The sequence below is a fragment of the Nocardioides sp. HDW12B genome (genome assembly GCF_011299595.1).
In the GTDB taxonomy this organism is placed as follows: domain Bacteria; phylum Actinomycetota; class Actinomycetes; order Propionibacteriales; family Nocardioidaceae; genus Marmoricola_A.
The window spans coordinates 48,141-74,517 of the sequence record NZ_CP049867.1; the positions used below are offsets into that span (position 1 = coordinate 48,141).

Annotated in this window: 24 protein-coding genes; 17 read left to right on the forward strand and 7 right to left on the reverse strand. The window is 69.7% G+C overall.

Annotation, left to right across the window (positions count from 1 at the left end):
• Positions 1 to 82: 82 nt before the first annotated feature.
• Positions 83 to 784 carry an HAD family hydrolase gene (locus G7072_RS00230; RefSeq protein ID WP_166083650.1) on the reverse strand — a complete coding sequence of 234 codons (702 nt, stop codon included), beginning with the start codon at positions 782 to 784 and terminating at the stop codon, positions 83 to 85.
• Positions 781 to 1,782 carry an ATP-grasp domain-containing protein gene (locus G7072_RS00235; protein WP_166083652.1) on the reverse strand — a complete coding sequence of 334 codons (1,002 nt, stop codon included), beginning with the start codon at positions 1,780 to 1,782 and terminating at the stop codon, positions 781 to 783. Before G7072_RS00235 ends, G7072_RS00230 begins: the two co-directional genes overlap by 4 nt.
• A gap of 344 nt (positions 1,783 to 2,126) precedes the next feature.
• On the opposite strand from G7072_RS00235, the gene G7072_RS00240 reads away from it, so the two are divergent.
• Positions 2,127 to 2,807, forward strand: a complete 681-nt coding sequence (locus G7072_RS00240; RefSeq protein WP_166083653.1) for a class I SAM-dependent methyltransferase — start codon at positions 2,127 to 2,129, stop codon at positions 2,805 to 2,807.
• A gap of 363 nt (positions 2,808 to 3,170) precedes the next feature.
• On the opposite strand, the gene G7072_RS00245 is transcribed toward G7072_RS00240, so the two are convergent.
• Positions 3,171 to 4,148: a sulfite exporter TauE/SafE family protein gene (locus G7072_RS00245; protein ID WP_166083654.1), complete on the reverse strand. Its 978-nt coding sequence runs from the start codon at positions 4,146 to 4,148 to the stop codon at positions 3,171 to 3,173.
• Positions 4,145 to 5,431: an adenylyl-sulfate kinase gene (cysC, locus tag G7072_RS00250; RefSeq protein WP_206063227.1), complete on the reverse strand. Its 1,287-nt coding sequence runs from the start codon at positions 5,429 to 5,431 to the stop codon at positions 4,145 to 4,147. Before cysC ends, G7072_RS00245 begins: the two co-directional genes overlap by 4 nt.
• A gap of 194 nt (positions 5,432 to 5,625) precedes the next feature.
• Here cysC and G7072_RS00255 point away from each other — a divergent pair, with 194 nt between their 5' ends.
• The 12 genes from G7072_RS00255 (at position 5,626) to G7072_RS00310 (ending at position 16,634) form a co-directional block, all read left to right on the forward strand.
• Positions 5,626 to 6,072, forward strand: a complete 447-nt coding sequence (locus G7072_RS00255; RefSeq protein WP_166083656.1) for an Ig-like domain repeat protein — start codon at positions 5,626 to 5,628, stop codon at positions 6,070 to 6,072.
• A gap of 107 nt (positions 6,073 to 6,179) precedes the next feature.
• Entirely contained in the window at positions 6,180 to 7,865 is a 1,686-nt protein-coding gene (locus G7072_RS00260; protein ID WP_166083657.1) for a DUF4012 domain-containing protein, read from the forward strand.
• A gap of 18 nt (positions 7,866 to 7,883) precedes the next feature.
• The gene (locus G7072_RS00265) at positions 7,884 to 8,471 is read left to right on the forward strand and encodes a hypothetical protein (RefSeq protein ID WP_166083658.1); all 588 of its coding nucleotides are present in this window, start codon (positions 7,884 to 7,886) and stop codon (positions 8,469 to 8,471) included.
• Positions 8,472 to 8,564: 93 nt separating this feature from the next.
• Positions 8,565 to 8,936 (forward strand): helix-turn-helix transcriptional regulator, encoded by a 372-nt coding sequence (locus G7072_RS00270; protein WP_206063228.1) that lies wholly within the window; start codon positions 8,565 to 8,567, stop codon positions 8,934 to 8,936.
• Position 8,937: 1 nt separating this feature from the next.
• The gene (locus G7072_RS19680; RefSeq protein WP_206063229.1) at positions 8,938 to 9,765 is read left to right on the forward strand and encodes a hypothetical protein; all 828 of its coding nucleotides are present in this window, start codon (positions 8,938 to 8,940) and stop codon (positions 9,763 to 9,765) included.
• 166 nt (positions 9,766 to 9,931) lie between these two features.
• The gene (locus G7072_RS00280) at positions 9,932 to 10,219 is read left to right on the forward strand and encodes a DUF2516 family protein (RefSeq protein WP_166083659.1); all 288 of its coding nucleotides are present in this window, start codon (positions 9,932 to 9,934) and stop codon (positions 10,217 to 10,219) included.
• Positions 10,220 to 10,617: 398 nt separating this feature from the next.
• Positions 10,618 to 11,247 (forward strand): TetR/AcrR family transcriptional regulator, encoded by a 630-nt coding sequence (locus G7072_RS00285; protein ID WP_166083660.1) that lies wholly within the window; start codon positions 10,618 to 10,620, stop codon positions 11,245 to 11,247.
• 70 nt (positions 11,248 to 11,317) lie between these two features.
• The gene (locus G7072_RS00290; protein ID WP_166083661.1) at positions 11,318 to 12,301 is read left to right on the forward strand and encodes an ATP-binding cassette domain-containing protein; all 984 of its coding nucleotides are present in this window, start codon (positions 11,318 to 11,320) and stop codon (positions 12,299 to 12,301) included.
• Positions 12,298 to 13,161, forward strand: a complete 864-nt coding sequence (locus G7072_RS00295) for an ABC transporter permease (RefSeq protein ID WP_166083662.1) — start codon at positions 12,298 to 12,300, stop codon at positions 13,159 to 13,161. The genes G7072_RS00290 and G7072_RS00295 overlap by 4 nt, the downstream gene beginning before the upstream one ends.
• 212 nt (positions 13,162 to 13,373) lie before the next feature.
• The gene (locus G7072_RS00300; protein WP_166083663.1) at positions 13,374 to 14,174 is read left to right on the forward strand and encodes a hypothetical protein; all 801 of its coding nucleotides are present in this window, start codon (positions 13,374 to 13,376) and stop codon (positions 14,172 to 14,174) included.
• 4 nt (positions 14,175 to 14,178) lie between these two features.
• The gene (locus G7072_RS00305; RefSeq protein WP_166083664.1) at positions 14,179 to 15,951 is read left to right on the forward strand and encodes a serine/threonine-protein kinase; all 1,773 of its coding nucleotides are present in this window, start codon (positions 14,179 to 14,181) and stop codon (positions 15,949 to 15,951) included.
• Positions 15,952 to 16,016: 65 nt separating this feature from the next.
• Positions 16,017 to 16,634, forward strand: coding sequence for a calcium-binding protein (locus G7072_RS00310; protein WP_166083666.1), 618 nt, complete (start codon positions 16,017 to 16,019; stop codon positions 16,632 to 16,634).
• Between the two features lie 683 nt (positions 16,635 to 17,317).
• Here G7072_RS00310 and G7072_RS00315 read toward each other — a convergent pair.
• On the reverse strand, positions 17,318 to 17,623 hold the full coding sequence (locus G7072_RS00315; protein WP_240917069.1) for a GIY-YIG nuclease family protein: 306 nt from the start codon (positions 17,621 to 17,623) through the stop codon (positions 17,318 to 17,320).
• A gap of 229 nt (positions 17,624 to 17,852) precedes the next feature.
• Positions 17,853 to 19,049, reverse strand: coding sequence for a phosphoglycerate dehydrogenase (serA, locus tag G7072_RS00320; protein ID WP_206063230.1), 1,197 nt, complete (start codon positions 19,047 to 19,049; stop codon positions 17,853 to 17,855).
• Positions 19,050 to 19,098: 49 nt separating this feature from the next.
• Between serA and G7072_RS00325 the strand changes: the two genes are divergently transcribed.
• From G7072_RS00325 to G7072_RS00340, 4 genes are all read left to right on the forward strand, one after another.
• The gene (locus G7072_RS00325; RefSeq protein WP_206063231.1) at positions 19,099 to 19,620 is read left to right on the forward strand and encodes a macro domain-containing protein; all 522 of its coding nucleotides are present in this window, start codon (positions 19,099 to 19,101) and stop codon (positions 19,618 to 19,620) included.
• Between the two features lie 463 nt (positions 19,621 to 20,083).
• Positions 20,084 to 20,695 (forward strand): TetR/AcrR family transcriptional regulator, encoded by a 612-nt coding sequence (locus G7072_RS00330; RefSeq protein ID WP_240917315.1) that lies wholly within the window; start codon positions 20,084 to 20,086, stop codon positions 20,693 to 20,695.
• A gap of 245 nt (positions 20,696 to 20,940) precedes the next feature.
• The gene (locus G7072_RS00335) at positions 20,941 to 22,272 is read left to right on the forward strand and encodes an MFS transporter (RefSeq protein WP_166083669.1); all 1,332 of its coding nucleotides are present in this window, start codon (positions 20,941 to 20,943) and stop codon (positions 22,270 to 22,272) included.
• Positions 22,273 to 22,347: 75 nt separating this feature from the next.
• Entirely contained in the window at positions 22,348 to 22,704 is a 357-nt protein-coding gene (locus G7072_RS00340) for a phosphomannose isomerase type II C-terminal cupin domain (RefSeq protein ID WP_166083670.1), read from the forward strand.
• Positions 22,705 to 22,858: 154 nt separating this feature from the next.
• On the opposite strand, the gene G7072_RS00345 is transcribed toward G7072_RS00340, so the two are convergent.
• Positions 22,859 to 26,296, reverse strand: a complete 3,438-nt coding sequence (locus G7072_RS00345; protein ID WP_240917070.1) for an adenylate/guanylate cyclase domain-containing protein — start codon at positions 26,294 to 26,296, stop codon at positions 22,859 to 22,861.
• Positions 26,297 to 26,377 lie beyond the last annotated feature (81 nt).

Here is a 26,377-nt window from a genome sequence, read left to right on the forward strand (position 1 = left end):
CTCTCTTGGGACCAGCGGCCATGCTACCCATCACCAGGGTCGTGCGCGGACCATGCCCGCCCCCGCCGCACGGAAATGACGATCACCGGTGATTCGGACGTCCGAGTTCTCTGAGGAGCTCGGCCAGTGCCTGCTCGCTGGCGCCCCCCAGATCGTTGACCGGCTCGAGCGAGGAAACCTCGCCAACGCCTCTCGGCGAGTCCGCGCTCTCGTGAAGGCTCTCGGGTCGGCGGACTCGCAGCACACGCCAGCCGCGCGCGAGTGGGCCGTCGAAGTCTTTGTGCGGATTGTCGGCCACATAGACGAGGTCCGGTCCGCTGAGCCCGAGAGCGAGCTCTACCTCCTCGAAACAGCGCTGGTCAGGCTTGCTCGTGCCCAGCTCGGCCGTAACAATCAGGGCGGCCGCCCCTCCGAGACCCAAAGCCTCGCACTTGGCGCGCTGACTGACCGCCGGGCCGTCGGTCACCACCCCCCAGGGGCGCCGTAGGCGGTCCAGAAAGATGCGGGTATCGGGTAGAGGCTCAATCCGCGGTCGATGAGACCGGTAGACCGCGATCGCTTCATCGCGAACTGAAGGCGTGACCTCGACTCCTTGCTGCGCGAGCGCGTTGGTGAGCGTGCGCCCACGCACTCCAGACTCGAACAGTCGCCAGGCCACGGCCGAAACGCCGGACACGCCTAGGGACGTGTCAGCCCATGAGCCGACCGCCTCAAAACCGCTCCTGACGTAATCACGCTCGAGATAGACCGTGTCATCGACATCCAGAACCACACCGCGAATCACGTCTGCACGCCCAGGTCGTCGGCCGACGCGAACACGGCTCTGTCGTAGCGCAGCATCACGAGCCCAGCCGCCCACTGAAGTGAAGCGGTCGGCGGAACCAGGTCGATGTCCTGCGCGAGCCAGCCCGGAAGATCCGCGCCGGCGCGGTACGTGAGCGGGAAGCCGCCTCCGAACCGCGCGTTCACCTCGATCACAGCACTCGGACCTGTTGCGTCGGCAAAGATCTGGACGTTCAGCACCCCGAACGCGTCGGGCAGCTTCGTGACGACCTCTCGTGCGAGAGCCGCCAGATCAGGGCGGTCGACCGTAACCCCCTTCGAAACCTCACCCGCGCGCACCTCGAGCCTCTTTCGAGGAATCGATGCTCGGCAGGTGCCCAGCCGATCGACAAGCACGTCGACGGTGTACTCAGTGCCGCGAGCCACGGACTCGACAACGTAGTCCTGGCCCCCTCGCTCGGTCCGGAGTTGGGAGAGGGCGTCAGATGAGGTGACGCGAGCCAAACCCACCGAGCTCGATCCTCGCGCAGGTTTCGCAATCACGGGAAAGGAGAGGCTGTGAAAGTCGTCGAGCGAGTCCAAGTCCCATTGCCGCGCGTGGGGGAGTCCGTGCTCGGCGAGGAACCTGTTCGTCAGCCGCTTGTCCTGGGCGAGTGCAATAGTCTCCGGCCCTGACACCCACACCCGGGTCCCTTGGTTGTCAAGATGCCGGACGGCGCTCGCCATGAGGGGCAGCTCAGTGTCGATCGTCGGCACCACGTGGCCGACGTCGAGCTCATCGCAGAGCCGGGTGAGAACGTCGAGATACGTCGGATCGTCCAGGCGAGGCACGACGTGATGGCCATCGCCGACCAGTCCGGCTGCGGAGAGTGCCGAAGCATCCGCGGTGAACACCGAGGCGCGGCGGCCGCCCGCGGCGAAGGACTGCCGCAGAATCTCGATGAGCTCGCCGCGACGCCCAGCGCTCGTGACCAGTACGTTCGGTCGGCCGTGCCGCATGAATTCTCCCCCCGACTACCACTAGGACTGTTTCGCCGAAGGTTCACACTAATCTCATCCGGGACGGAGGAGTGTGGGGATCAGTTCGGCTCTGGGCACTTCACCCAGCCGCCGACCATCGGGTCGAGCGAACGAGCCTCAGATTCGACGATCCTTGGGTGCTGGGTCTGGGTGGTGCGAGCCGCACACTGAGGTTCCTGAGGATTGAGCAAGCGACTGGGGAGCCGTAAAGGTCAGGTCATTGCAGGAGAGCTTCATGACCCGCCGACCACGCAACCGCCACGGAGTGCAACTCGGCGGTCTATGCTCAGCTTTGTTCAGGTGCTCGAAAGTGGGGATGTTGAGTGAAGAGTCTGCTGAAGTCCATCAGGTGGCGTTTTGTCGAACGCTTCTACGCGGACCACGGCAAGAGTGCCCACGTCACGAAAGAGCTGCAACTGCTTCTGGGCGAGCTCCCTGCGAGTGCGACCGGACTGAACGTAGGGGCCGGAAGTTCTCGACTTGACCCGAGACTCAAGAACCTGGACCTCAAGGATGGTCCGCTCGTAGATATTGTCGGGGACGCCGCAAATCTGCCGCTCCCGGATTGCAGTCTGGATCTAGTCGTTACTCAGGAGACTCTGGAACACGTTTCGGACCCTGCGACGGTCATGCGGGAAGTCGCACGAGTCCTACGCCCTGGTGGCAAACTCTACCTGCAGGTTCCATTTATCATCGGATTTCATCCATCCCCACACGACTACTGGCGTTTCACCGAGGAGGGGATCTCAAGGCTTGCCGAGTCCTCGGGGCTCCGCGCAGTGCGTCGGCAGCAGTCTGTCGGGGCGGCGACGGGCTTTTACCGGGTAGCTGTCGAGTTCTTTGCAATCCTCCTTTCGGGAAAGTCGACCCCGCTGTATCGGGTAGTCAAGGCGATTTTCTCAGTGTTGCTTTTTCCGGTGAAACGTCTCGACACGGTGTGCGCGCGCTCACCGCAGGCCGGTCGTATCGCTGGAGGTTTCTACGTCGTCGCAGTCAAGGATTGAGTCCCCCGCGCTTACGCAAGTGACGGTCAGTACGGCGGTGGTCAGATGTCGCAATCAAATCACCGGGACCCTGCTCGGGTCCGACTCGCCGGCGAGCGCGGCACTGATTCCTACCGCGTACACCTCGTGCTACCCGAATGTGCGCGGGCCGAGCTCCGAGAAAGTGGATTGGGTGCGAGATAGTCAGCAGGCTTAACACTAGAGCCGAACTAAAGGGCCCGTTTGATCGGACCGCGAATGAAGATGTGAGGTTCACGTGAGCGCGCCGGTGAGAGGTTTGATACCCAATCTCTGTAGGGGACGGTGCGATGGGCTTCGATGGCCTCACGCTGCCGCGAGCACTCTCGATTGTCAGCCTCGTGGCTACCGAGTTTCGGTGTGTTGTGCGCGGCCTTCCTCGATCTCGCGCACGGTCGGGCCACCGAAGAACGGCAACCCCTCCGACTTGCGGATGAATCCCCAGACGATCGGCACGAGGACCAGCACCATGACGCCCGTGGCCGCGATCAGCATTGGGTAGGTCTCGTCCTCGGCAGCGCCCAGCGGCGCCCAACCGGCCTTGTCGAGCAGTGCGACGCCCGACATGCAGAGCACGACGACGATGCCGCGGCGGATGATCGACTGGGGCACCGCAGGCGCCAGGCGCGAGCCGATGATGGTGCCCGGCACGGAGCCGATGATGAGCGGGATGGTGAGTCCCCAGTCGAGGCCGTGGGCCAGGATGTTGGCGATCGCAGCCGCCAGCACCAGCGGCACCGCCTGCACCAGGTCGGTGCCGACCAGCTTCACCGCCGACAGCGCCGGGTAGAGCATGAGCAGGGCCACCATGATGACCGAGCCGGAGCCGACCGACGTGACGCCGACCAGCAACCCGCCAACCGCGCCGACGGCGATCGTTGGGATGGGGCGGATCTGCACCTTGCTGTCGTCGGGCTCGAAGCCGCGACGGACGGCGCGCAGGTTGATGTAGAGGCGCAGCGCGTAGGTGGCGGCTGCGAAGAGCAGGGCGAAGCCGATGCAGATCTTCAGGACGTCGTCGACCTTGTCAGGGTCGACCACCGCTTTGACGAGGAACGGGCCGAGGAAGGCCATCGGCACCGAACCGACGATCAGCCACTTGGCCATCTCGAAGTTCGGCGCGCCGTGGCGCGAGTGCACGATCGCGCCGCCGGACTTGTAGACGGCGGCCGCGGTCAGGTCCGCAGTGATGACGGCCTTGGTGTCGCCGACGCCGAGAAAGATCAGCGCCGGCGTCATGAGGGCTCCGCCACCCATGCCTGTCAGACCGACGACGATGCCGACGGCGAAGGCCGCGGCCGCGATCTGCAGGAACTCGGTCATGTGGTGACTCCAGGTGCACGCTCGCCCGACGGGTGGGGGAGGTAGCCGGACTCGTCCAGGGCGTCGAGCACCTCCGCGAGGCAGTCCTCGATGCTGCGGCCGGTGGTGTCGACGCGGACGTCGGCGTCGGCCGGCTCCTCGTAGGGCGACGATATGCCCGTGAACTCCGGGATCTCGCCGCGGCGCGCCCTGGCGTAGAGGCCCTTGCGGTCACGCCGCTCGCACTCCTCGACGGGGGTGGCTACGTGGATGAGGAAGAAGACTCCGCCCGCGGCATCGACCATGGCTCGCACCTGCTGCCGGGTCTCGTCGAACGGCGCGATCGGGCTGCAGATCGCCAAACCGCGGTGCCGACTGATTTCGGCGGCCACCCAGCCGATGCGGCGGATGTTGGTCTCGCGATCGGCCTTGGAGAAGGTGAGGCCGGCGGAGAGGTTCCGGCGTACGACGTCACCGTCGAGGCTCGTGATGGTGCGTTCACCCCGCTCGAGGACGACGTCGGTCAGTGCGCGAGCCAGGGTGGACTTACCGCTGCCGGAAAGGCCGGTGAAGAACAGCACCAGACCGATCTCACTCGGGGGCAGGATCTCGGCGTCCACGACCGCGGCCACCTCGTCAGGAAGCTCGCCGTCGCCCGGGACCGCGAAGACGTCTCCGGCGGCGTAGGCCGATGTCACGATCTCCCCCAGTGAGTGGTCGTCTGACGCGCGGCCCGGACCACGGGAGGCCAGGGGCGCAGCCACCACGGCGGCGTTCGGCAGGAGGTCCGCGGCGGCGAGGGTCGCTCGCAGGAGGCCGGTCGCGGACAGTGGACGGCCCTCGAAGCTCGGTGTGCCGTGCCCGACCAGTGCGAGCAGGACGACCTGGCGGTTCTGGGCTCGGTCGGTGATGCCCTCGATATCGGCTGACGTCAATGGGCCGGCCACCGGGATCGTCAGAGTGTCCTCGCCGTACATTTCATGCACCTGGGCGGGCGAGAGGTAGAGCCGACGGAACGCGCCGAACACATGGTGCCCCCGTGACTCGACCGCGCCGGCGAGCCCGGTGCCCTGCTCGGCATCAAACCTGTCCTCAACCGTCAAGTGTGCCAGGGCGGTGCCCTCGGGATCGACGAGCTCCAGACCGTCTCGTCCGAGTGCAGCGGCCACAGACGCTGGTACAACGAGTTGGACGAGATCGTCCGCGCCGCCAAATCCTTGGCGGCCGCCGAGGGCGCCGTAGGCGATGAGCTCCAGATCGTCGAGCTCGCGGGGCGAAGGGCAGTGCTGTGGGGGGGCAGTCACGCGCTCATTATGGGTCTTGCCGCTCAACTTTGCGCCGCACCTGCTGCTGTCGGGCAGAGCGTGCGCCAAGTAGGGACCTGCGGCGGTTGCCAAACCGAGCAGAGCCATTGATAGAGTGCGCGCGTATTGGCAAATCGGGGGTTCACGGGGGCTTCGCGCCGCCGCCCTCACAACATTGAGTTCGTGAGGACATCATGATCAAGAAAGCGGCCGTCAAGGCCACCGTCGGCACCGCCGCAGCTTCGCTGCTCTTCCTGCCGGGAGCGACCATGGTCGCAGCACCGTCACTCGAGCTCATGGCCTGCTCGTACCCGGACTCCGTTGTGACGACGACCGAGCTCGAGCTCGCCAAGTCAGTCGTTCGCCGAGGTGAGCGCAACCAGGCCCGGGTCGAGGTGCGGTCCAGTGGACCCACGCCGCGGGGCGAGGTGCGGCTGACGATCCGCAAGGACACGCGAAACGGGTCCAAGGTCGTTTGGGGACGCACCAAGGGACTCAACCAGAACGGCGTTGCGCGATTCAAGCGTGTCAAGACCAACCTTGCGCCTGACACCTACGAGGTGCGCGCTCAGTACCTGGGGAAGTGCCGATTCCGCGACTCCAGTGACACGGACTTCATGACGGTTCGGCCGCGCCGCTGATCGATCAGCAACCCTCTGAGTCCTCCTCACGCATGGCTCGGAGCCGATCTGATCGCAACGGACTCCGACGAGGCATTCTCGCCGGAGTCTTTGTTGTGCTTTTTCTCTTGCTGTTCACGGTGTGGCAGGCCCTTGTCGTCAAGAATGCGCTGACGGACGCGGCTGCTGACCTGAAGGTCGCCGCGAAGAAGTTTGGTGAGGGACGTGACCGTCAGGCGGCTGCGCGTCTCGAGGCCGCTGCATCGTCAGCGAGTCGAGCGCAACGCAACACCACCGGTCCCATTTGGTGGATCGCCAGCTACCTACCCGACGTCGGCGACGACGTCGAGGCCGTGCGGACAGTTAGTGCTGTCGCCGATGACTTGCTGGGTGGGGCCCTCCCAGGGCTGACGGAAGGCGGGTCCGCAGCGAGACCTGAGGCCTTCCGACCTGTGCGTGGGCGATTTGACATCGAGGGGATCAAAGCTGCTCAGCCGATCCTCGCCTCCTTGGCCGACGACGTCTCCAAAGGGAATGCGCGGGTTGCAACGCTTGATACTCCAGGGCTGATCGTCCCTCTGAGAACGAGGGTCCTTGACCTGCAGGAGACGCTGGAACTCGCCGACTCTGCCGCGAGAGCTGCTGCCTCGGCGGCAGAACTCATGCCCACGATGCTGGGTCAGGACGGCAAACGGACCTATCTTCTGCTGTTCCAGAACAATGCTGAGATCCGAGCGCAAGGCGGCATGCCGGGGGCCCTCGCGATCATCGAGGCCGAGGATGGGAGCGTTCGCATGACGCGGCAAGGGGCTCCTCGCGACATCGGAACGTTTCCGCGCCCCTTCGTCGATCTCACCGGGGAGGAAGTGGAACTCTTCACGACTCGGGCAGCCATCTATCCCCAGGACACCGTCTTCATCCCAGACTTCCCGCGAAGCTCGAGCATCGTCAGTCAGATGTGGGAGCGTCGCCAACCCGAGGAACTTGACGGAGTCCTGTCGGTGGACCCAGTTGCTCTCTCGTACTTGTTGCGGGCGACAGGCCCGGTCCGATTGGCTGGCGGCCAGGTCGTCACAGCGACGGACGCTCGTGACTACCTCATGCGGGAGGTGTACCTCGACGTCCGGGGCGAGAAGGCGCAGAACACGATCTTTGCTGACACCGCAAGAGGCGCGTTCGACGCCTTGACAGGCGGATCGGTCGAACCCGCGGCACTGTTGCGCGCGGTGGCGGAAGCAACCACCGAACGCAGGATCATGGTGTGGTCGGAAAGATCCGAGGAGCAAGACTTGCTCGCCGGAACTGCGATCGGTGGGGACCTGCCGGTAGCCGCAAACGAGCGCCCCGAGGTGGGCGTCTATGTGAACGACTCCGCAGCGGACAAGTTGAGCGCCTATTTCGACTACCGGGTGGATGTCAGCGCTCGAACGTGCTCGGCCGATCGGCAAACGCTCGACGTGCAGGTCACGATGACCTCGACGGTGCCTGCAGGAGTCACCCTTCCGACATCGGTCGTTGGCCCCCCAACCAACCCAACGCGCCCTGGGGACATCTTGAACTCCGTCTATCTCTATGCGCCGCCAGGTGGCTACATCGTGTCAGCAGATCTCGATGGACAAGAGCCGCCACTCGGTGACTACACCTACAGGGGACGCGATGTCGGCGCGGTTACCGTGGGGCTGGAGAGAGGCGAGACCCGAACCCTCTCCTATGAGGTTCGGACGGGTGAGGGCGAGACGGGCGACCCCCGTCTGATCACCACACCAGGGGCGCTCGGCAGTGGGATGGGTGACGTCAGTGCCACAGCATGCTGACCGAGCGAGAGGATCGGCGTGAGCCAAGCGGGGCCGTATCGCGTTCTCACCGTTTGTCTGGGGAACATCTGCCGCTCTCCGTTGGCTGAGCGACTCCTCGCCACCCGGCTCAATGGCGCCGCTGAAGGTGGCTTCGCGGTTTCATCGGCGGGTGTCATCGGGATGATCGGTCGCTCGATGGAGCCGGCCGCGGCCGCTCAGCTCGAGCGGCTCGGCGGCAACCCGTCCGGATTCGTCGCCCGGCGGCTTGACGTTCATCACGTCAGGAATGCGGACCTCGTCCTTACCGCAACCGTCGACGTACGCAGGCAGGCCCTGGAGGAGGCGCCGGGTGCGCTCCGGCGTACCTTCACGTTGCTCGAATTCGCGGCGCTCTGCTCCACCGCCGGGCCAGAGCTGCGCGGGCGCCCTCGTGAGCTCGTGGCGGACGCCGCTGTCCGCCGGGCCACCGTGGGTGGCCAGGAGCTCGACATCCCCGACCCGATGGGGCGGTCGGATCGTACGCACGCCCGCGTGGCGGACCTCATCGACGGTGCAGTCGAAACCATCGTGGCCGCCCTGACGTCGCGTGGTTCGCGAGCAGACGGAAGTGCTAGCCGCGGCTAGCACCTGATTTCGTTATGCAGGCAAGGCGCGAACGTAGGCCAGGTCACAGGCTTCCAGCTTGCAATTGCTTGCTCTAGTTAGCACCATGGAGTCATGGCAACACCGCTAGGCAGGACGATGGGGTCGCTGGGCGACTACCTCCGAGAGCAGCGACTCGCCAACAAGCTGTCGCTGCGTCAGCTCGCTGATGCAGCGGGGGTCTCCAACCCCTACCTCAGCCAGATCGAGCGAGGCCTGCGGCGTCCCTCCGCCGAGGTCCTGCAGTCGATCGCGACCGCCCTGCGCATCTCGGCCGAGACGCTCTACGTCCGCGCCGGGATCCTCAGCCCCGACGACAGCGAGATTCGCTCGGTCGAGCTGGCCATCCTGGCCGACCCGGGACTCTCCGACCGTCAGAAGCAGTCGCTCGTCGACATCTATCGATCGTTCCGTGCATCCAACGACACCACCCCCGAAGGAGACTGACATGGCCCAGGCCACGCAGTTCAAGCTCGACCCGACCAAGCCCCTCTACGCCCTCGCCGGCACCGCCGACGTCGCCGTCGAGCGCGGCCGCAAGCTGGCCGCCGACGTCCAGTCGCAGCTCGACGACGCCGTCGCGCGACTGTCGAAGCTCGACACCGACCCCAAGGCACTCGGCGACACCGCCCGCAAGCAGGTGGGCGAGCAGCTCGACTCCGTGCTCACCGACGTCAAGAAGGCCCAGGTCCGGCTCGAGCGTCGTATCGCTGAGCTCCAGGGTGAGGCCAAGAGCCTCCCGAAGACCGTCGAGGCCCGTTTCGCCGAGCTCCAGGGTGAGCTGAAGGCCCTGCCGAAGCGCATCGAGGCGGTCATCGCCGAGCTCCAGGCAGAGGCGAAGTCCTTCCCCGGCAAGGCCGAGGCTCGCTTCAACGAGCTGCAGGGCGAGCTCCGGTCGCTGGTCAGCAAGTACGAGGCGCGCGCCGCCGAGCTGCGCAAGGAGGTCGAGAAGGCCCTCGACGAGCAGGTCAGCGCGTTCGCGTCCCTCGCCGCTCGAGGCGAGACCGCCGTGGCGAAGGTCCGCGGCGAGAGCGTCCCGCAGAAGGCCGCCGCCAAGAAGTCGCAGGCGAAGTCGGCCGTGACCAAGAAGTCGTCCGCCGCGAAGTCGACCGCCGCGAAGAAGTCGTCGGCCGCGAAGTCGACCACGGCGAAGAAGACCTCCGCCGCGAAGTCGACGGCCACCAAGAAGACCTCCGCTGCGAAGTCGACGGCGACCAAGAAGACCTCCGCTGCGAAGTCGACGGCCGCGAAGAAGGCTCCTGCCACTTCCGCGTGAGCCGCTCGCCGGCGCTGACGCCGGTCGATCCCGGACCAGTCGAGCTCGTCTGACCCTCCACATCGGCGATCTCGACTGCCAGCAGGGCGTGACCTCGACCTCCCGTGAGGTCGGGGTCACGCTGCGTCTGAGGAGGTTGATCGGCCTCGGCGGCTAGGCTGAGGCGGTGGACCTCTTCGCCCTGCCCAGCCTGATCCTGCTGGTCGTCAAGCTGGCGACCTTCGTGCTGCAGGCGTTCGCGTTCGTCGACGCGTTGACCCACCGTGCCGAGGCCTACGTCGCAGCGGACAAGCTCACCAAGCCGGCCTGGTGCATCATCCTCGGCGTCGCCACCGCGTCGCAGCTCGTCTTCCGTGACCCGATCAACCTGTTCAACCTGGCGGGCACGATCGCTGCTCTGGTCTACGTGCTCGACGTACGCCCCACCCTGCGCGAGCTGACGCGTCGTCGCTGAGCCGGGCTCTCGTCTCGGGGACGGGCGTCAGTCCGACGGGCGGTCGGTGCCCGCTGTGCTGCCGCCCTGTCGCTGGCGCGGGACGCTGATGCTCGTCTCCGTGACCGTGTAGGGCGCCAGGCGCAGCTCGAGCCGGTCGCAGGGAGAGTCGATCGTGGTCGCCTCCGGCTGCTGACGGTGACCTACGACGCTGGCAAGCGCATCTCTGATACTCATCTGGATCCCCCGTGATCCTTCTAGTGCATCGGACCGATTGCCGAGTGCCATCGGCGAGCGCTAGGTGGCTTCGACGGTAACACCGACGGGTGGTGCGATCACCACCCGAAAGGGCCACGGGTCGGTCTCGTTCTCGCATCGCCCCTGGACGCCGTACCAACTGGTTGGTATGTTCCGTGGCCATGACGACGCGCACCGCCCGGGGGACCGCACGCACGCGGCTGCTCGAGGCTGCCCTGCGCGTCATCCGCGAGCGCGGTCTGCACGCCACCACGGTCGACGACCTCTGCGCCGCGGCCGGCGTCACCAAGGGAGCGTTTTTCCACCACTTCGCCTCCAAGGACGAGCTGGCCGTCGCGGCCGCCGACCACTGGAGCTCCTCGACCGGCGCGATGTTCGCCGCCTCCGACTTCCGCGCGCTCACCACCCCGTGGGAGCGCATCATGGGCTACCTCGAGCTGCGGGAGAACCTGCTCGACGGCGACGTCGCGGAGTTCACCTGCCTGGTCGGCACCATGGTCCAGGAGGCCTACGCCACCCACCCCGAGGTCCGCGACGCCTGCCGGGCCAGCATCCTCGGCCACGCCGGCACGCTGGTCTCCGACTTCGGTGACCTCATCGCGACGTACGGCGCGCCCGCCTCGGTCACCGCGACCGGGCTGGCCGAGCACACCCAGACCGTGCTCCAGGGCTCGTTCGTGCTGGCCAAGGCCACCGACGACGCCTCCGCCGTCATCGTCGCGATCGACCACCTGCGCCGCTACCTCGAGCTGCTCTTCCCCGCCGCTGCCGCCCCCAAGGAGACCCCGTGACCGTCGCCGTCCTGCTTCCTGTCCCGTTATCCGCTCGCATCCTGTCGGTGCCGTCTGTTGAGGTGTCCTCATGACCACGTACGCAGTCGAGGCCGACGACCTCGTCAAGAAGTTCGGCGACACCCTGGCCGTCGACCACGTCAGCTTCCAGGTGCCGGAGGGCTCGGTCATGGGCGTCCTCGGGCCCAACGGAGCCGGCAAGACGACCACGGTGCGGATGCTGACCACGATGTCGCGCCCCACCAGCGGCACCGGACGGGTCGCCGGCCACGACATCGTCGGCGACCCCGAGGCGGTCCGGCGGTCGATGGGGCTGACGGGCCAGAGCGCCACCGTCGACGAGCTGCTGACCGGGCGGGAGAACATCCGCCTCATCGGCCGCTTCGCCGGCCTCTCCAGCGCCGCGGTGAAGCGCGTCGGCGACGACCTGCTCGAGCGGTTCTCGCTCACCGACGCCGCCGACCGCACGGCGAAGACCTACTCCGGCGGCATGCGGCGGCGCCTCGACCTCGCGGTCAGCCTCGTCGCCACCCCGCCGGTGCTGTTCCTCGACGAGCCCACCACCGGGCTCGACCCCCGCAGCCGCACCGAGCTGTGGGAGGTGCTGCGCGGGCTGGTCCATGACGGCACCACGCTGCTGCTGACCACGCAGTACCTCGAGGAGGCCGACCAGCTCGCCGACGACATCATCGTCATCGACAAGGGCCGCATCATCGCCCAGGGCACCCCGACCCAGCTCAAGCAGCAGTCGGGCCAGGCCAGCGTCGTCGTCCACGTCGCGACGGCCGCGGACCTCGAGCGTGCCGCCGCCGTCGTACGCCGCTGCGCGCCCGAGGTGCACGTCGACGACGCCTCGCGCCGCATCACCGCGAAGGCCGACGGGCTCGGCGACATGATCCTGATCAGCGAGGCGATCAACGCCGACGGTGTCGATGTCGACGACATCGGCCTGGCGCGACCCAGCCTCGACGACGTGTTCCTGCACCTCACCGGCCACCGGGCCGAGGACGAGACCGACGGCTCCGCGGAGCTCATCGAGGAGGGTGTCCGATGACGACCACCACCACCCCGGCCCACCTGGGCACCCAGCCCGCGGAGGGGCGCGAGCCGCTGTCGCCGCCGAGCTACGCGGCCGCCTGCCTCCTCGTGGTGCGGCGCAACCTGCTCCACATCAAGCGGATGCCTGAGCTGCTGCTCGACGTCACCATCCAGCCGGTGATGTTCGTGCTGCTCTTCGCGTTCGTCTTCGGCGGCGCCATCGCGATCCCCGGCAGCGACGTCGAGTACCGCGAGTACCTCATCCCCGGGATCATGGCCCAGACGATGGTGTTCAGCTCGTTCATCGTCGCGCTCGGGCTCGTCAACGACCTGCAGAAGGGCTTCGTCGACCGGCTGAAGTCGCTGCCGATCGCGCGCTCCTCGATCCTCGTGGGACGCAGCATCTCCAGCATCCTGCACTCCTCGATCGGCATCACCGTCATGGCGCTCACCGGTCTGGCCATCGGCTGGCGGATGCACGAGGGCGTCGGCAAGGCGGTGCTCGCGTTCGGGCTGTTCCTGCTCGTCGGCTTCGCGATGATCTGGGTCGGCATCCTCGTCGGCTCGACCTTCAACTCGGTCGAGGCCGTGAACGGCTTCATGTTCACCGTGATGTTCCCGCTGACGTTCCTGGCCAACACGTTCGCGCCGCCGGAGGCCATGCCCGACGTGCTCCGTGTGATCGCCGAGTGGAACCCGGTCTCGTCGCTGACCCAGGCGGCTCGCGAGCTGTGGGGCAACGGCCCGGTCGCGTCCCCCGACGCGCAGCTGCCGCTCCAGCACCCGGTGCTCTTCACCATCGGCTGGGCGCTGCTCATCACCGCCGTGATCGCCCCGCTGGCGCTGCGCCAGTTCCGCAACAAGGCCCGCGACTGACCCCAGCGTTCGTCGATCTCGACGAGCTCGATCCAAGGAGCAGCGAGCGCCAGCGAGCGTCGTCGGGACCCGGGGAGCGTGGCGGTCCCCTAGGCCTTTCGACCCCCGGGCCCTTGCCCTTCGGCCCTGCATCTGAGATTCCCGGCGGCGGAGTCTGGCTGGAGGGGGAGGTCAGGCGGGCTCATGTCATCGGACAAGGGGGGTGGACGGCTGTGCATCTCGGGCAGCAGGCGGCGAAGCGGTCGACCCATCTCGAGTACTCCGTGCTCGACGGCGAGGCACGCTCCGTCGACCTCGCGGCGGGTGAGCCCTGGACCTTCGGCCGCAGCCCCGGCTGCTCCGAGACGCTGGCGCTGCCCGCGCTGAGCCGGGTCTCGCTGGTGCTCCAGCACGTCGAGCCCGGGCTGCTCCGCGTCGTCTCCCGCCAGAGCAACCACGGACGCGTCCTGGTGAGGTCCGAGGACGAGGTCGAGCAGCACGTGATCGGCCTCGGCTCCGGACCGGTCCACCTCGCCGGCGGCAACTACACCCTCAAGGTCGAGCTGCCGCCCGTCGTGCTCCGCCTCCATGCCGCCGTACCGCTGCCCGTGGGCGACGCACGCAGCGTGCCGCGGCCGCGCGGGGTGAGCCCCGCCGCCGAGCGGACCGGTCTGAGCTGGGAGCCCCGTCCGAGCGCCTCCGCCGGACCGGACTGGATCGCCGTCACGGCGCTGGCGGTGACCCTGGCGCGCTACCCCCGGCTGCGGCAGCCCGGACCGGGGGAGCCCGGTGCCGGCGCCACCCGCACCAGCGAGACGCTGCGTCGCGCGGTCGCGCTGTGGTGCGGCCACACCAGCAGGTACTGGGTGAACGAGCGGCTCAAGGAGGCGGCCGAGGCCGCGGACCTCGACGTCAAGGACGGCGGCGACCGGGTCGCGGCGGTCGTCGCCCACTACGCCCCGATGTTCCCCGACGTCGTCCTGCGCGGAGTGCGCGACGACCTGCTGCGGCTGGGACTGCAGGAGGCCGGGTGAGCTGATGTCCTTGAACCTCGCGCCCGGCTCCGTCCTGGGCCGCTACCGCATCAGCGGCACGCTCGGCCGCGGCGGCATGGGCGTCGTCTACGCCGCGGTGCGCGAGGACCTGGACCGCAAGGTCGCCGTCAAGGTGCTCGCGCCGGAGCTGACCGGGGACCCGGCCTTCCGCCGCCGCTTCGCGCGGGAGGCGCAGACCCTGTCGGAGGTCTACTCCCCGCACATCATCGACATCTACGAGCACGGCGAGCAGGACGGCTGTCTCTTCATCGCCACCCCGCTCGTCAACGGCGGGGACCTCCGGGGTCTCCTGACCGAGCACGGCGGGCTGCCTCCTCTCGAGGCGCTCGACCTCGTCCAGCAGGTCGCCTCCGCGCTCGCCGACGCCCACGCCGCCGGCGTCATCCACCGCGACATCAAGCCCAGCAACGTGCTGCTGCACCGGTCCCCGGACGGAGAGCGCTTCGCCTACCTCGCCGACTTCGGGATCGCGCGCAGCCTCGACGACGAGGCCACGCTGACCGGTCGCCTGTCGGGCACCCGGGGCTACCTCGCCCCGGAGTGCCACGCCGGGGCGCGGTCCACCGTCGCCTCCGACGTCTACGCGGTGGGCTGCCTGCTCGTCGCCACCCTCACCGGCGCCCCTCCCTACGACGGCACGGACGTGCAGGTCGCGATGCAGCACCTGCGTGGACCCGTGCCGCACTACCCCGAGCCCGGGGTGGTGGCCGGGGCGGTCAACGCGATCCTCCAGCGCGCGATGGCCAAGGACCCCCGGGAGCGCTACGACTCCGCTGCCGAGCTGCGGGCCGACCTCCGGCGGGCGTGGGCGCTGGCGCAGAGCCACCCCGGCGAGGTGCTCGACGCGGACAGCCTGACCAGCGACCCGGAGCCGACGGCGCCTGGACTCGCCCCGCTCCCGCCGTACCGATCCAGCGGGACGCAGCGGCGCCGTCCCGGGGCCCGGCCGCAGGCTCGGCGCCCGCGCGGCGCCCGCGCCGTCTGGACCGCCACCTTGGTGGCCGCCGCTGTCGTGGCTGCCGTCCTCGTGCCGTGGGAAGGCTTCGTCGACCTCCGGGCCGAGCCGGGCCTCGACTGCGTGGCCGCCGACTCGGCCGGCACCGTCACCAGGCTCGGCACGGCCGGCGGCGCCGTGCGGGGCGCCGGCCGCAGCGGCGGCGCGACCGGGGCCGACTGCCAGCAGGCGAGCTCGAGCACCCCGACCCCTCGGGGCAAGCACACATGCTGGGACGGGACGCCGGTGCAGCACCGCGTCGACTGCCTCGAGCCGATGGGTCTGCGCGGCCTGCTCTGGGTCTTCCCGTCGCTGCGCCGCGACCTCGGCCGCTGCGAGCAGCTCGTCGACCCGACGGTGGACCCGTCCCTGCGGCAGTGGCGCTGCACGGTGCCGCTCGGCAGCGACGACCCGGTCGGTGCGGTCACCTACTCCGAGTGGCGCGAGCCCCGCGACGCCTGGGAGTACTTCGACGGCCGCTTCGCGCGGCCCGCGGTGAACTTCCGGGTGGGCGACAAGGCGGCCGGCTACCGCTGGTGGTCGGAGACCCGGGACGAGGCCGGCCGGCTGGCGATGGCGGTGGCCTACCTGCAGATCGGGTTCTCCGCCACCATGGTCTCGCGCACCTCCGAGGGTCTCGACCGCGTCTGCAGCACCGTGCGCGCTCGCTCGCCGCGCACCTTCTACGGCGAGCCCATCGTCTGCACCCGCCAGACTCCCAGGCCGCCCCAGGTGCCTGGGTGGAGTCAGAACGCGGTCTGACGTCGCTGGGCCTGCGCGCGGTCCCGCTCCATGCTGCTGCTCCACGAACTACCGAGGAGGCAGACATGAGGAGCACCAGGATCCTGGCCGGGGTGGCCAGCGCATGCGGGTTGCTGATGGTCGCGGCGAGCCCGGCCCAGGCCGAGTTCATCGGAGGCACGGACGGGGCCGACACCCTCGTCGGCACCCGCTTCTACGACGCCATGCTGGGACGGCACGGTGACGACGTACTCCGCTCGCTGCGGGGACCCGACGAGGTCTACGGGCAGGGGGAGAACGACCGGCTCGAGCTCGGCTACGGCGACGACTTCGGCCACGGCGGCAGCGGGAACGACGTGATCGCCGCCGGCCCGGGCGCCGACTACGCGGTCGCCGGTGGTGGGACCGACACGCTGTACGGCGGGCCCGGGGGCGACGCGCTGTGGAGCGGGGCCGGCAGCACCACGATGGTCGGCGGCGACGGTCGCGACCGGATCTTCATGGAGCCGGGGAACCACGAGGCCTCCGGCGGGGACGGCGACGACGTGATCCGCGTCCTGGCCGACGCCACCGACGCCCGGGACGACATCGCCTGCGGGCCCGGCGAGGACACCGTGCGCTACCTCGAGGACTTCGGGGAGCCCGGACCGACCGACCCGACGGACGTGCTGACCGGCTGCGAGAACGTGCTGGCGGCGCCGTGACCTGACGCACCAGGGGGCGAAACAGGGCGGTGCGCCAGGGGGGCGCACCGCCCTTCCCGGTGGTCGAGCAGCGAGCGCCAGCGAGCGTCGTCGAGACCCAGTCCCGGTGGTCGAGACATGGTCCCGGTGGTCGAGCAGCGAGCGCCAGCGAGCGTCGTCGACCCAGTCCCGCTGGTCGAGCAGCGAGCGCCAGCGAGCGTCGTCGAGACCTGGTGAGGGTCTCGACAACGGTTGCTGCGCAACCGGCTCGACCACCGTGCGTCGTCGAGTCCCGGTCCCGGTGGTCGAGCAGCGAGCGCCAGCGAGCGTCGTCGACCCAGTCCCGGTGGTCGAGCAGCGAGCGCCAGCGAGCGTCGTCGAGACCTGGTGAGGGTCTCGACAACGGTTGCTGCGCAACCGGCTCGATCACCGTGCGTCGTCGAGACCCCAGTCCCGGTGGTCGAGCAGCGAGCGCCAGCGAGCGACGTCGAGACCTGGTGGGCATGGGGTGGATCTCGACAGCGGTCGCTGCGCGACCTGCTCGATCACCGTGAGTCGCGACCTGCTCGATCGCCGTGAGTCGTCGAGACCCAGTCCGGGTGGTCGAGCAGCGAGCGCCAGCGAGCGTCGTCGAGACCTGGTGGGCATGGGCTGGATCTCGACAACGGTCGCTGCGCGACCTGCTCGATCATCGGGGTTCACGATCACAGCGGTCGGCGGTTGTGGCCCCGCGCAAGGCGAGGCAGGGCGTCGTACTCGCCCTTGATCAACGCCTCACGCTTCGCGCGTGACCAGTTCTGGTACTGCTTCTCGAGGCCGAAAGCCTCGGCTACTGACTCGCACTCCTGGGACCAGGCGAGCTCGACGGGGAGTCGGCGGCGGGTGTAGGCCGCACCTCGGCCCTGCTGGTGCTCGTAGACGCGGACCTCGAGGTTCGTGGTGCTGCCGACGTAGTAGCTGTCGTCTGCGCAACGCAGGATGTACACCCAGGCCATGGGGGAGTTGAGCATGGCGGCGGGGTGGGTGCGGGGGCTGTGGTGATGACTGTGGAGAACTCGATGGGTCTCGACGACGCTCGCTGCGCTCGCTGCTCGACCACCGGGTGGGTCCCTGCCTGGCTTGCGGGGTCTCGACGACGCTCGCTGCGCTCGCTGCTCGACCACCGGGTGGGTCCCTGCCTGGCTCGCGGGGTCTCGACGACGCTCGCTTCGCTCGCTGCTCGACCAACGGGGTGGGGGGTCAGGTCAGGGAGCGCATGCGGATGGTGCCGTCGAGGTCGCCCAGGGCGGTGAGGGCCTCGGGCGTCACGGGGGAGTCGGTGTCGGTGACGACGTACCCCTGGTGGCCACGGGTGGCGAGCACCTGGCCGATGATGTTGATGTGGTGCTCGGCCAGCCGCTGGTTGATGCAGCCCAGGACGCCGGGGTTGTTCTCGTGCAGGTGCGCGATGCGCTGCGCGAAGGGCGCGGTCGTCGGGGTCAGGCCGGGCAGGTTCACCGACAGGGTGGTGCTGCCCAGGGCGACGTAGTCGCGCAGCTTGCCGCCGACGAAGCGCCCGATGTCGGCCTGCGCCTCCTCGGTGGAGCCGCCCACGTGCGGGGTGAGGATGACGTTGGGGATGCCCTGCAGCGGCGACTCGAACGGGTCGCCCTGGTGCTTCGGCTCGGCGGGGAAGACGTCGATCGCGGCCCCCGCGATGTGGCCCGACTTCAGGCTCTCGGCCAGCGCGTCGTAGTCGGTGACGAAGCCGCGCGAGAGGTTGAGGAACAGCGAGCGCGGCCGCATCATCGCGAACTGCTCGGCGCCGAAGATGCCCGCGTTGCCCAAGCGTCCGTCGACGTGCAGCGTGACGGTCTCGACCGTCTCGAGGAGCTCCTGCAGGGAGCCGCAACGGCGGGCGTTGCCGAGCGCCAGCTTGTCCTCGGCGTCGTAGAAGTAGACGTGCATGCCGAGGGTCTCGGCCACCACGGACAGCTGTGAGCCGATGTTGCCGTAGCCGACGATGCCGAGCTTGCGACCGCGCACCTCGTGGCTGCCGACGGCCGACTTGTCCCACACGCCGGCGTGCATGGCCTTGTTCTTCTCGGTCAGCTGCCGGCCCATCGCGATGATCTCGGCGATCGCCAGCTCCACCACCGAGCGGGTGTTGGAGAACGGCGCGTTGAACACCGCGATGCCGCGCTCGGCGGCCGCGGCCAGGTCGATCTGGTTGGTGCCGATGCAGAAGGCGCCGATCGCGGTCAGGTGCGGGTGGGCGGCCAGGACACGCTCGGTGACGACCGTCTTGGAGCGGATGCCGAGCAGGTCCACCTCGCCGAGGGAGGAGAGCAGCTCCTCCTCGTCCATCGCCCCCGAGCGGGCGTCGACCTCGTGGCCGGCGTCTGTGAGGATCTTGGTGGCCAGGGGATGCAGGTTCTCCAGCAACAGTGCGCGCACACCGAGACTGTAGTCGCGGCGCGACCGGCACCCGGACGGAGGGAACAGCGTGGACATCGAGGTCGTCCGTGGGGACATCACCCGCCTGCAGGTGGACGCGATCGTGAACGCCGCCAACAACAGGATGCGCGGTGGAGGAGGTGTCGACGGGGCGATCCACGCCGCCGCGGGGCGCGGGCTGCTGGCCGAGTGCGTGGAGCGCTTCCCCGACGGCCTGGCCACCGGTGCCGCCGGGTGGACCACCGGTCACCGGCTGCCGGCGCGCTGGGTCGTGCACGTCGTCGGGCCGGTCCACGACGGCACGGGGCGCAACCGCGACCAGCTCGTCAGCTGCTACACCTCGGCTCTCGCGGTGGCCGACGAGCTCGTCGAGCAGCACGGTCTCGCGTCGTTCACCATGGCCTTCCCGTTGGTCAGCGCCGGCGTCTACGGCTGGCCGGTCGAGGACGCCGTACGGGTGCAGGTCGAGACGCTGTCGACCACGCCGACCGCGGTCGACCGGTGCGTGCTCGTGGGGTTCTCCGAGTCGACCACCCGGCTGCTGCAGGCGGCCGCCGACGCTCGGTCCTGACCCCGGCGTGGCGGGCCGAGGGCCCGATGGGCTGACTCGCGAGTCAGCCTAGGGTCACGATCGACGCGAAGTTGACTGGACCGGTCGCGAAGCGTCCCGACAGCTGCCGAAATGGTCCATACCGGGGGTTTCGAATGCGGCATCCGTTGCGCAGAGCCGGTTGCACGACGTTCGACTGACCACGCCCGTGCCCTTTTCATGACATGGTCGGGTCGAGCTCGTCCTGGTCGCTTGACCAAGACCCTCGTCCGGTGCACGCTTGTCCCCAGCGTGACTCTCCTGTCTTGGGAGGACAGAGGATTCCGCTGTACGGTAGTTGACGGCTGATGCCCGGTCTGACCCCCCGCAGACCGCGCGTGAACCGCCCCGGTGCACCTGTCGGGGCAACGTCAAGGGAGCAGCGTCCGGCCTCTCGGTAGCCGGACGTTCTCCACGTCCGAGGGGAGCTGTGCCCGTGAGTCGCATGTCGGTCGAGCAAAGGCGACGCCTGCTCATCGATGCCGCCATCAACGTGATGTCCCGCGAGGGGGTGGCCAACACCGGCACCCGCGCCATCGTCGCGGAGGCCGACATGGCCATCGGCGTCTTCCACTACTGCTTCCGCTCCAAGGACGAGCTGGTCATCGAGGTGCTGCGCAGCATCAACAAGCGCAGCTTCGCCGCCGCGGGGGACATCCTGAACTACAGCACGGACCCGAGCGAGGTCATCCAGCGCGGTCTCGAGGCCTACTGGAACCACGTCGAGGACCACCCGTCGGAGCGGATGCTGCTCTTCGAGCTCACCCACTACTCGTTGCGCAACGCCACCGAGCGGCACGCTGCGCAGGAGCAGTACGGCACCTACATCACCGGCATGCAGCGCTTCCTGAACGCGGTCGGCGAGCTCGGCGGACTGACCTGGCGCTCCGACGTCGAGGACCTGGCGCGCTACACCGTGGCCACGCTGCAGGGCATCTCGATCCAGTGGCTCGTCAACCGCGACGGGAAGCACGCCCGCGCCATGCTCAGCCACATCGCCTCCCACCTCCTCGACGACGCCGGGCTCGAGCGCACCGGCTGGGTGCCGACGGAGTAGCAGCTCCGGGGTCGTCTGGTCTCGACAACGGTCGCTGCGCGACCTGCTCCTTGGATCGAGCCTGTCGAGATCGACCACCGGGGGGTCGCTGCGCGACCTGCTCCTTGGATCGAGCCTGTCGAGATCGACCACCGGGGTCGCTGCGTCGAGGTCGCCTGGTCTCGACGACGGTCGCTGCGCGACCTGCTCGACCACCGACCACCGGGCAGGAATGCAAAGGGGCCCGGCGGTGTTGAGTCCTGTCGATGTCTGCCACCTCCCGCTCCGACGCCGCCCGCGTCGCCGTCGTCCTCGGTCTCCTCTTCGGCCTGACCGGCATGGGCAGCGCGGCGGCGGCCATCGCGGTCGTCCCGATGGCCGAGGCGTACGGCGTCAGCGACGGGGCCGCGACCTGGACCATCAGCCTCTACGCCCTGATGCTCGGCATCGGCACCGCGGTCTACGGCCGCATCGCCGACCTCTCCGGCCCCCGGACCCCGATGACCGTGGGCATCACGCTGATGAGCGTCGGCGCGCTGCTGGCCGCGCTGGCGCCGAGCTTCCCGATCCACCTCGTCGGCCGGCTCGCCCAGGGCGCCGGCGCGGCCGCCGTACCGACGCTGGGGGCCGCCGTTCTGTCGGCGCGCTACTCCGGCGACCTCAAGTCGACCGCGCTGGTGAAGCTGGCCAGCATCGCCGCCGCCGTCACCTCGCTCGGCCCGCTCGCGGGCGGCATCGTCATCGACACCCTGAGCTGGCGCTTCGCGATCGCGCTGCCGATGCTCGGACTGCTCGTGCTGCCCTTCATCTGGCACGCGATGCACGTCGGAGGCACCGGCGCGCGGCTGGACTTCATCGGCGCCGCCCTGACCGCGCTCGCCGCCGGGGGAGCGGTGCTGCTCGTGCAGTCGCCCTCCACCGGGGTCGTGGTGGCCGTCGCCGGCGGCCTGCTGCTCGCGCTCGGTGTGCCCGCGGTGATCGCGTGGGTACGACGCCACCCCGGCGGCTTCCTGCCGCGCGAGGTCATCGGCAACCCGGTCGTCGTACGCAGCGCCTTCGCCGCGGCCGCCGTGCCGGCGTCGTGGTTCGCGCTCCTCATCGCCGTGCCGGCCGTGCTGCTGGACCGTGGCTGGGAGACCTGGGCGGTTGGGCTGACGCTGGTGCCCTCCGGCGTCGTGAGCCTGCTGATGCCGCGCGTCGTCGGACCGCTGCTGACCCGGCTCGAGCCGTCCGGCTCGCTGATGCTGGCCTCGGTCATCTCCGTGGGCTCGCTCGGCCTGGCCGGGCTGGGCGCGGGTCTCGGCTCGCCGCCCCTGCTCGTGGTGGCCGTGGTCTTCGTGACCGTCGCCTTCGGCATCGGCCAGCCGGCCCTGTCGGCGGCCGTCGGGGGCGCCGTCGAGGAGTCCGTGCGCGGGGTCGCGCTCGGCGTGGCCACGCTGGTCTTCATGGTCGGCGGCAGCATCGGCTCCGCCGTCGTCGGTGGCCTGGGGCACGTGCTCGGGCTCGGTCCGGCGATCGGTGCGCTCGCGCTGCTGCCGCTCGTCGGGGTGTTGGTCGTGGCTCCCACACGGCGGGCGGTGTCCGAGCCGGTCGTGTGAGGCTCGCCATCGTGGTCCCGTCGAGGTCTCGACTCCCCTAGAGTTGAGCGTCGACAAACTCAGGGGACATCAGCAATGGCACTGGACTTCGAAGAGCGACCGTGGGGGTCGTGGCACGTCATCGACGTGGACCGCGGCTACAAGGTCAAGCGCATCCACGTGAAGCCGGGCGCGCGGCTGTCCTACCAGACCCACGAGCACCGCTCCGAGCACTGGGTCGTCGTCTTCGGCATCGCCACCTGCGTCATCGACGGCGTCACCACGACGGCCGGGCCCGGGCACTCGGTCGACGTACCCCTCGGGGCGAAGCACCGACTGGCCAACGAGTCCACCGAGGAGCTCGTGATCGTCGAGGTCCAGCGCGGGTCCTACACCGGTGAGGACGACATCTGCCGGCTCGAGGACGACTACGGCCGCAACGAGGTCCACTGAGCCGGCCGTCACCGGGTGCGGGGTCTCGACGACGCTCGCTGGCGCTCGCTGCTCGACCACCGGGTCGGGTTGCGGGGTCTCGACGACGCTCGCTGGCGCTCGCTGCTCGACCACCGGATGGTGCTCGACCACCGGGATTTGCTCGACGACCCGGTCAGGTTGCGAGGTCTCGACGACGCTCGCTGGCGCTCGCTGCTCGACCACCGAGACTTGCTGCTCGACCCTCAGCCGCGTCGACGTCTGCCAGCCAGGTGACCGCGCCCAGCTCCTCGTACGTCGAGCGCGCGGCGGCCAGGTGCCCGGCGGCCTCGTCGTGGCGGCCCTGTGCCTCCAGCCACCGACCGAGGTGGAGCTCGGCGTGGGCGACTGACGGAGTCGAACCCCAGGCCCGGTAGTGCTCCAGCGCGCGCGTGAAGGCTGACTCGGCCTCCTCGACGTGACCGTCCCGAGCGGCGAGCCGGGCTCGCAGCAGCTCGCGGTGCCCCTCGAGACCGCGGGGAAGGCGGGGCCGCCCGTCGTCGGTCAGCTCGACGAGTCGCGTGACGGCGGCGTCGTCGCCGAGACGAACCGCCAGGTCCGCCGCCGGCCCCCAGAGGTGGGTCAGGTCGTCCCACACCCCGGTGACGGCGAACGACAGCTCGACCCCGGCCATTCCCGAGGCCAACGCCGCGCGGAGGTCGCCGTGGGACACGTGGATCGCGGCCTCGTGGAACCGCACCCACGCGAGGCTGGCCTCGTCGTCGCCAGCGCGCTCCACCGCGGTCTGGGCGGGAGGGGTCGGGGTCTCGCCGCGGACCACGGCCAGCATCGCGGTGAGCGCCAGCGTCGTCTCGTCGTCGGCGGAGTCCTCGACGACGGCCGAGCACCGGGCCCGTGCGGGCTCGAAGCGGTCCCACTCGCCGGCCGACCAGAGCGCGATGCAGTAGTTGGCCAGCCCGAAGCGGATCTGGAAGGCGTGGCCCATGCGCAGCGCGACGTCGACCGCCGCGAGTCCGGAGGTCAGCGCCTCGGGGACGTCGCGCGGGTTCTCCTGGGCGGCGATGTTGTTGAGCGCCATCGCTTCGGCGCGCGGGTCGTGGTGGCGTCGCGCCAGCTCGACCGAGGCACGCAGCAGCACGTCGCTCAGGGAGACCAGGCCACGGTTGGCGTAGTAGACGCCGAGGCCGTTGTAGCCGTCGGAGATGACGCCGAAGTCCTTCTCGACCTCGCCCAGCGCCAGCCGGGCCTCGATGATGTCGTGGATGTCGCCGTCGGTCCACAGCCGGGCGCGCGTGATGACGTAGGTGAGGGTCATCTTCGCCTCCAGCGCGTCGTCGCGCTCGCGCAGCTCCTCCCACCACGGCTCGCACAGCGCCAGGGCCGCCTCGCTGTCGCGGGCGCCGTTGAGGACCGACTCACCCCAGGTGGCCACGGCCAGCCCGGCCGAGGGGCGGTCGTCGAGGGTGACGAAGAGGTCGTGGGCCTCACGGGCGTGCGCGACGGCCTGGTCGAAGTCGCCCGCGTCGGCCTCGGCCCGGCCCAGCAGGAGCAGGACCTGCGCCCGGTCGGCCGGGTCGTTGGCCAGGGGCAGCGCCGTGCGCAGGTGGCGCACCGCCTCCGTCGGCGAGCCCAGCCCCCGGGCGCGGGTCGAGGCGCGGGTCAGCTCGTCGAGCGCCCGGGCCCGCAGGTCGGCGTCGTCGGGACCACTGCCGGCCTCCAGCGCGTCGAGCAGGTGCTGGGCGCGGATCGCGGCGGTGTCCTCCCCGGTCTCGCCCCGCGTCACCATCTGGGCCAGCACGGCCAGGTGGATGGCGCGCCGGTCGCGACGTGACAGCACGCCGTAGGCGACCTGGCGCACGGCCGACTGCACGAAGCGGAAGTTGCCGTAGCCGGCGCTCATGCGGCTGGCGTCCTGGCTCAGGATCTGCAGCCGGACCAGGCTGCCCAGCACCGTGGCGGTGTCGGCCACCTCCGGGCACAGGTCGGCCAGGGCGTCGGGTGCGAAGGTGGTGCCGAGCACGCTGCCGCGGTCGACGACGAGCCGCTGCTCGGTCGACAGGGCGTCGAGGCGGGCGGCGATCAGCGCCTGCAACGAGGCCGGGGCGGCGAGCGAGTCGAGGTCGAGCCGGGCGCCGTCGGCGAGGACGTACTGCCCGCCCCGCGGCACGACGAGGTCGCGGTCGATCAGCGAGCGCACCGTCTCGACGGCGAAGACGGGGATGCCGTCGGAGCGGGCGACCAGCTGGTCACGGACCTCGTCGGGCAGCCCGGCGACCAGCCCGTCGAGCAGCGCCGCGACGTCGCGGTCGCTCAACGTGGGCAGGTGGATGACGGTGGCGCGTCGGTGCGTGGCCAACGACGTACGCCGCTCCAGGAGCCCGGGGCGGGTGAGCACCATGACGAAGCACGGGAACGAGGCGACTGTGATGAGGTGCTCGAGGAAGCCGAGCAGACCGTCGTCGGCGTGCTGGGCGTCGTCGATGACCAGGGTGAGGACCTCGTCGTCGGCGACCCGCTCGAGGAAGACCGTCCAGGCCGAGAAGAGGTCCTCGCGGGGGAAGCCGCTGATCGCGCCGATGCCGAGCAGCGCCGCCATCCGGTCGCGCAGCCAGTCGCGCTCGGAGGTGTCCGGCACGTGACGCTCCAGCGCCCAGGCGAGCAGCTGCTCGGTCGGGGCGTCCTGCTCGGCGTCGTCCAGCCCGGCCAGCAGTCGCCCCCGGACGGCCTCGGCCAGCGCGAAGTAGGCGACGCCCTCGCCGTAGGCCACGCACCGGCCGGAGTGCCAGCGCACCAGGTCGTTGAGGCCGTCGACGTACTTCTCGAACTCCCACGCCAGCCGGCTCTTGCCGACGCCGGGCTCGCCGTCGATGACCAGCAGGGCAGGTCGTCCGGACTCCTCGGCGTGGTGGAACAGCTCCTTGACCAGCCGCAGCTCGCGGTCGCGCCCGACTAGGGGCGCCTCGAGGCCGTCAGCACGCTGGGCCCCGCCGGTGGCCGCGACGACGGCGCGCACCGACCACAACGGGACCGGGTCGGCCTTGCCCTTGAGGGCGTGGGAGCCGGCGTCGGCGTACGTGATGGCGGCGGTGGTGAGCAGGCGGGTGGTCTCGTCGACGAAGACGCTGCCGGGCTGGGCGGCCGACTGCACGCGCGCCGCGGTGTTGACGGCGTCGCCGGCGACCATGCCCTGCTGGGTCGCGCCGGTGGTGACGGCGACCTCGCCGGTCACCACGCCCACGCGCAGCGCGAGCGAGGGGGCGCCGACGTCCTCGCCGAACTCACGCACCGCCGCGACCAGCTCGAGCCCGGCGCGCACGGCCCGCTCGGCGTCGTCCTCGTGGGCGGTCGGGACGCCCCAGACCGCCATCACGGCGTCGCCGATGAACTTCTCGACCGTGCCGCCGTAGCGGGCCACGATCTGCCGGCACTCGTCGAAGTAGCGGCTCAGCAGCTCCCGGACGTCCTCGGAGTCGCGCGTCTCCGACAGCGTGGTGAAGCCGACGAGGTCGCCGAAGAGGATCGACGTCGTACGGCGGCTGGACGCGCCGGTCTGCTCCGAGGGAGTCGTGCGGGGCGCGCCCGGGCCGGCCCCGGTCGGCGTACCGCACTCCATGCAGAACTTGGCGGACGGCGGGAGGGGAGCGGCGCACCCGGCGCAGGAGACGGACTGGGGTGTGCCGCACTCGAGGCAGAA

What these genes read in the sequence shown, in the direction of transcription:
- G7072_RS00235 (WP_166083652.1), bottom strand. Translation starts at nt 1,782, where the DNA reads ATGCGGCACGGCCGACCGAACGTACTGGTCACGAGCGCTGGGCGTCGC.
- G7072_RS00245 (WP_166083654.1), bottom strand. Translation starts at nt 4,148, where the DNA reads ATGACCGAGTTCCTGCAGATCGCGGCCGCGGCCTTCGCCGTCGGCATC.
- G7072_RS00255 (WP_166083656.1), top strand. Translation starts at nt 5,626, where the DNA reads ATGATCAAGAAAGCGGCCGTCAAGGCCACCGTCGGCACCGCCGCAGCT.
- G7072_RS00270 (WP_206063228.1), top strand. Translation starts at nt 8,565, where the DNA reads ATGGCAACACCGCTAGGCAGGACGATGGGGTCGCTGGGCGACTACCTC.
- G7072_RS19680 (WP_206063229.1), top strand. Translation starts at nt 8,938, where the DNA reads ATGGCCCAGGCCACGCAGTTCAAGCTCGACCCGACCAAGCCCCTCTAC.
- G7072_RS00285 (WP_166083660.1), top strand. Translation starts at nt 10,618, where the DNA reads ATGACGACGCGCACCGCCCGGGGGACCGCACGCACGCGGCTGCTCGAG.
- G7072_RS00290 (WP_166083661.1), top strand. Translation starts at nt 11,318, where the DNA reads ATGACCACGTACGCAGTCGAGGCCGACGACCTCGTCAAGAAGTTCGGC.
- G7072_RS00295 (WP_166083662.1), top strand. Translation starts at nt 12,298, where the DNA reads ATGACGACCACCACCACCCCGGCCCACCTGGGCACCCAGCCCGCGGAG.
- G7072_RS00305 (WP_166083664.1), top strand. Translation starts at nt 14,179, where the DNA reads ATGTCCTTGAACCTCGCGCCCGGCTCCGTCCTGGGCCGCTACCGCATC.
- G7072_RS00310 (WP_166083666.1), top strand. Translation starts at nt 16,017, where the DNA reads ATGAGGAGCACCAGGATCCTGGCCGGGGTGGCCAGCGCATGCGGGTTG.
- G7072_RS00315 (WP_240917069.1), bottom strand. Translation starts at nt 17,623, where the DNA reads ATGCTCAACTCCCCCATGGCCTGGGTGTACATCCTGCGTTGCGCAGAC.
- G7072_RS00330 (WP_240917315.1), top strand. Translation starts at nt 20,084, where the DNA reads ATGTCGGTCGAGCAAAGGCGACGCCTGCTCATCGATGCCGCCATCAAC.
- G7072_RS00335 (WP_166083669.1), top strand. Translation starts at nt 20,941, where the DNA reads ATGTCTGCCACCTCCCGCTCCGACGCCGCCCGCGTCGCCGTCGTCCTC.
- G7072_RS00340 (WP_166083670.1), top strand. Translation starts at nt 22,348, where the DNA reads ATGGCACTGGACTTCGAAGAGCGACCGTGGGGGTCGTGGCACGTCATC.
- G7072_RS00345 (WP_240917070.1), bottom strand. Translation starts at nt 26,296, where the DNA reads ATGGAGTGCGGTACGCCGACCGGGGCCGGCCCGGGCGCGCCCCGCACG.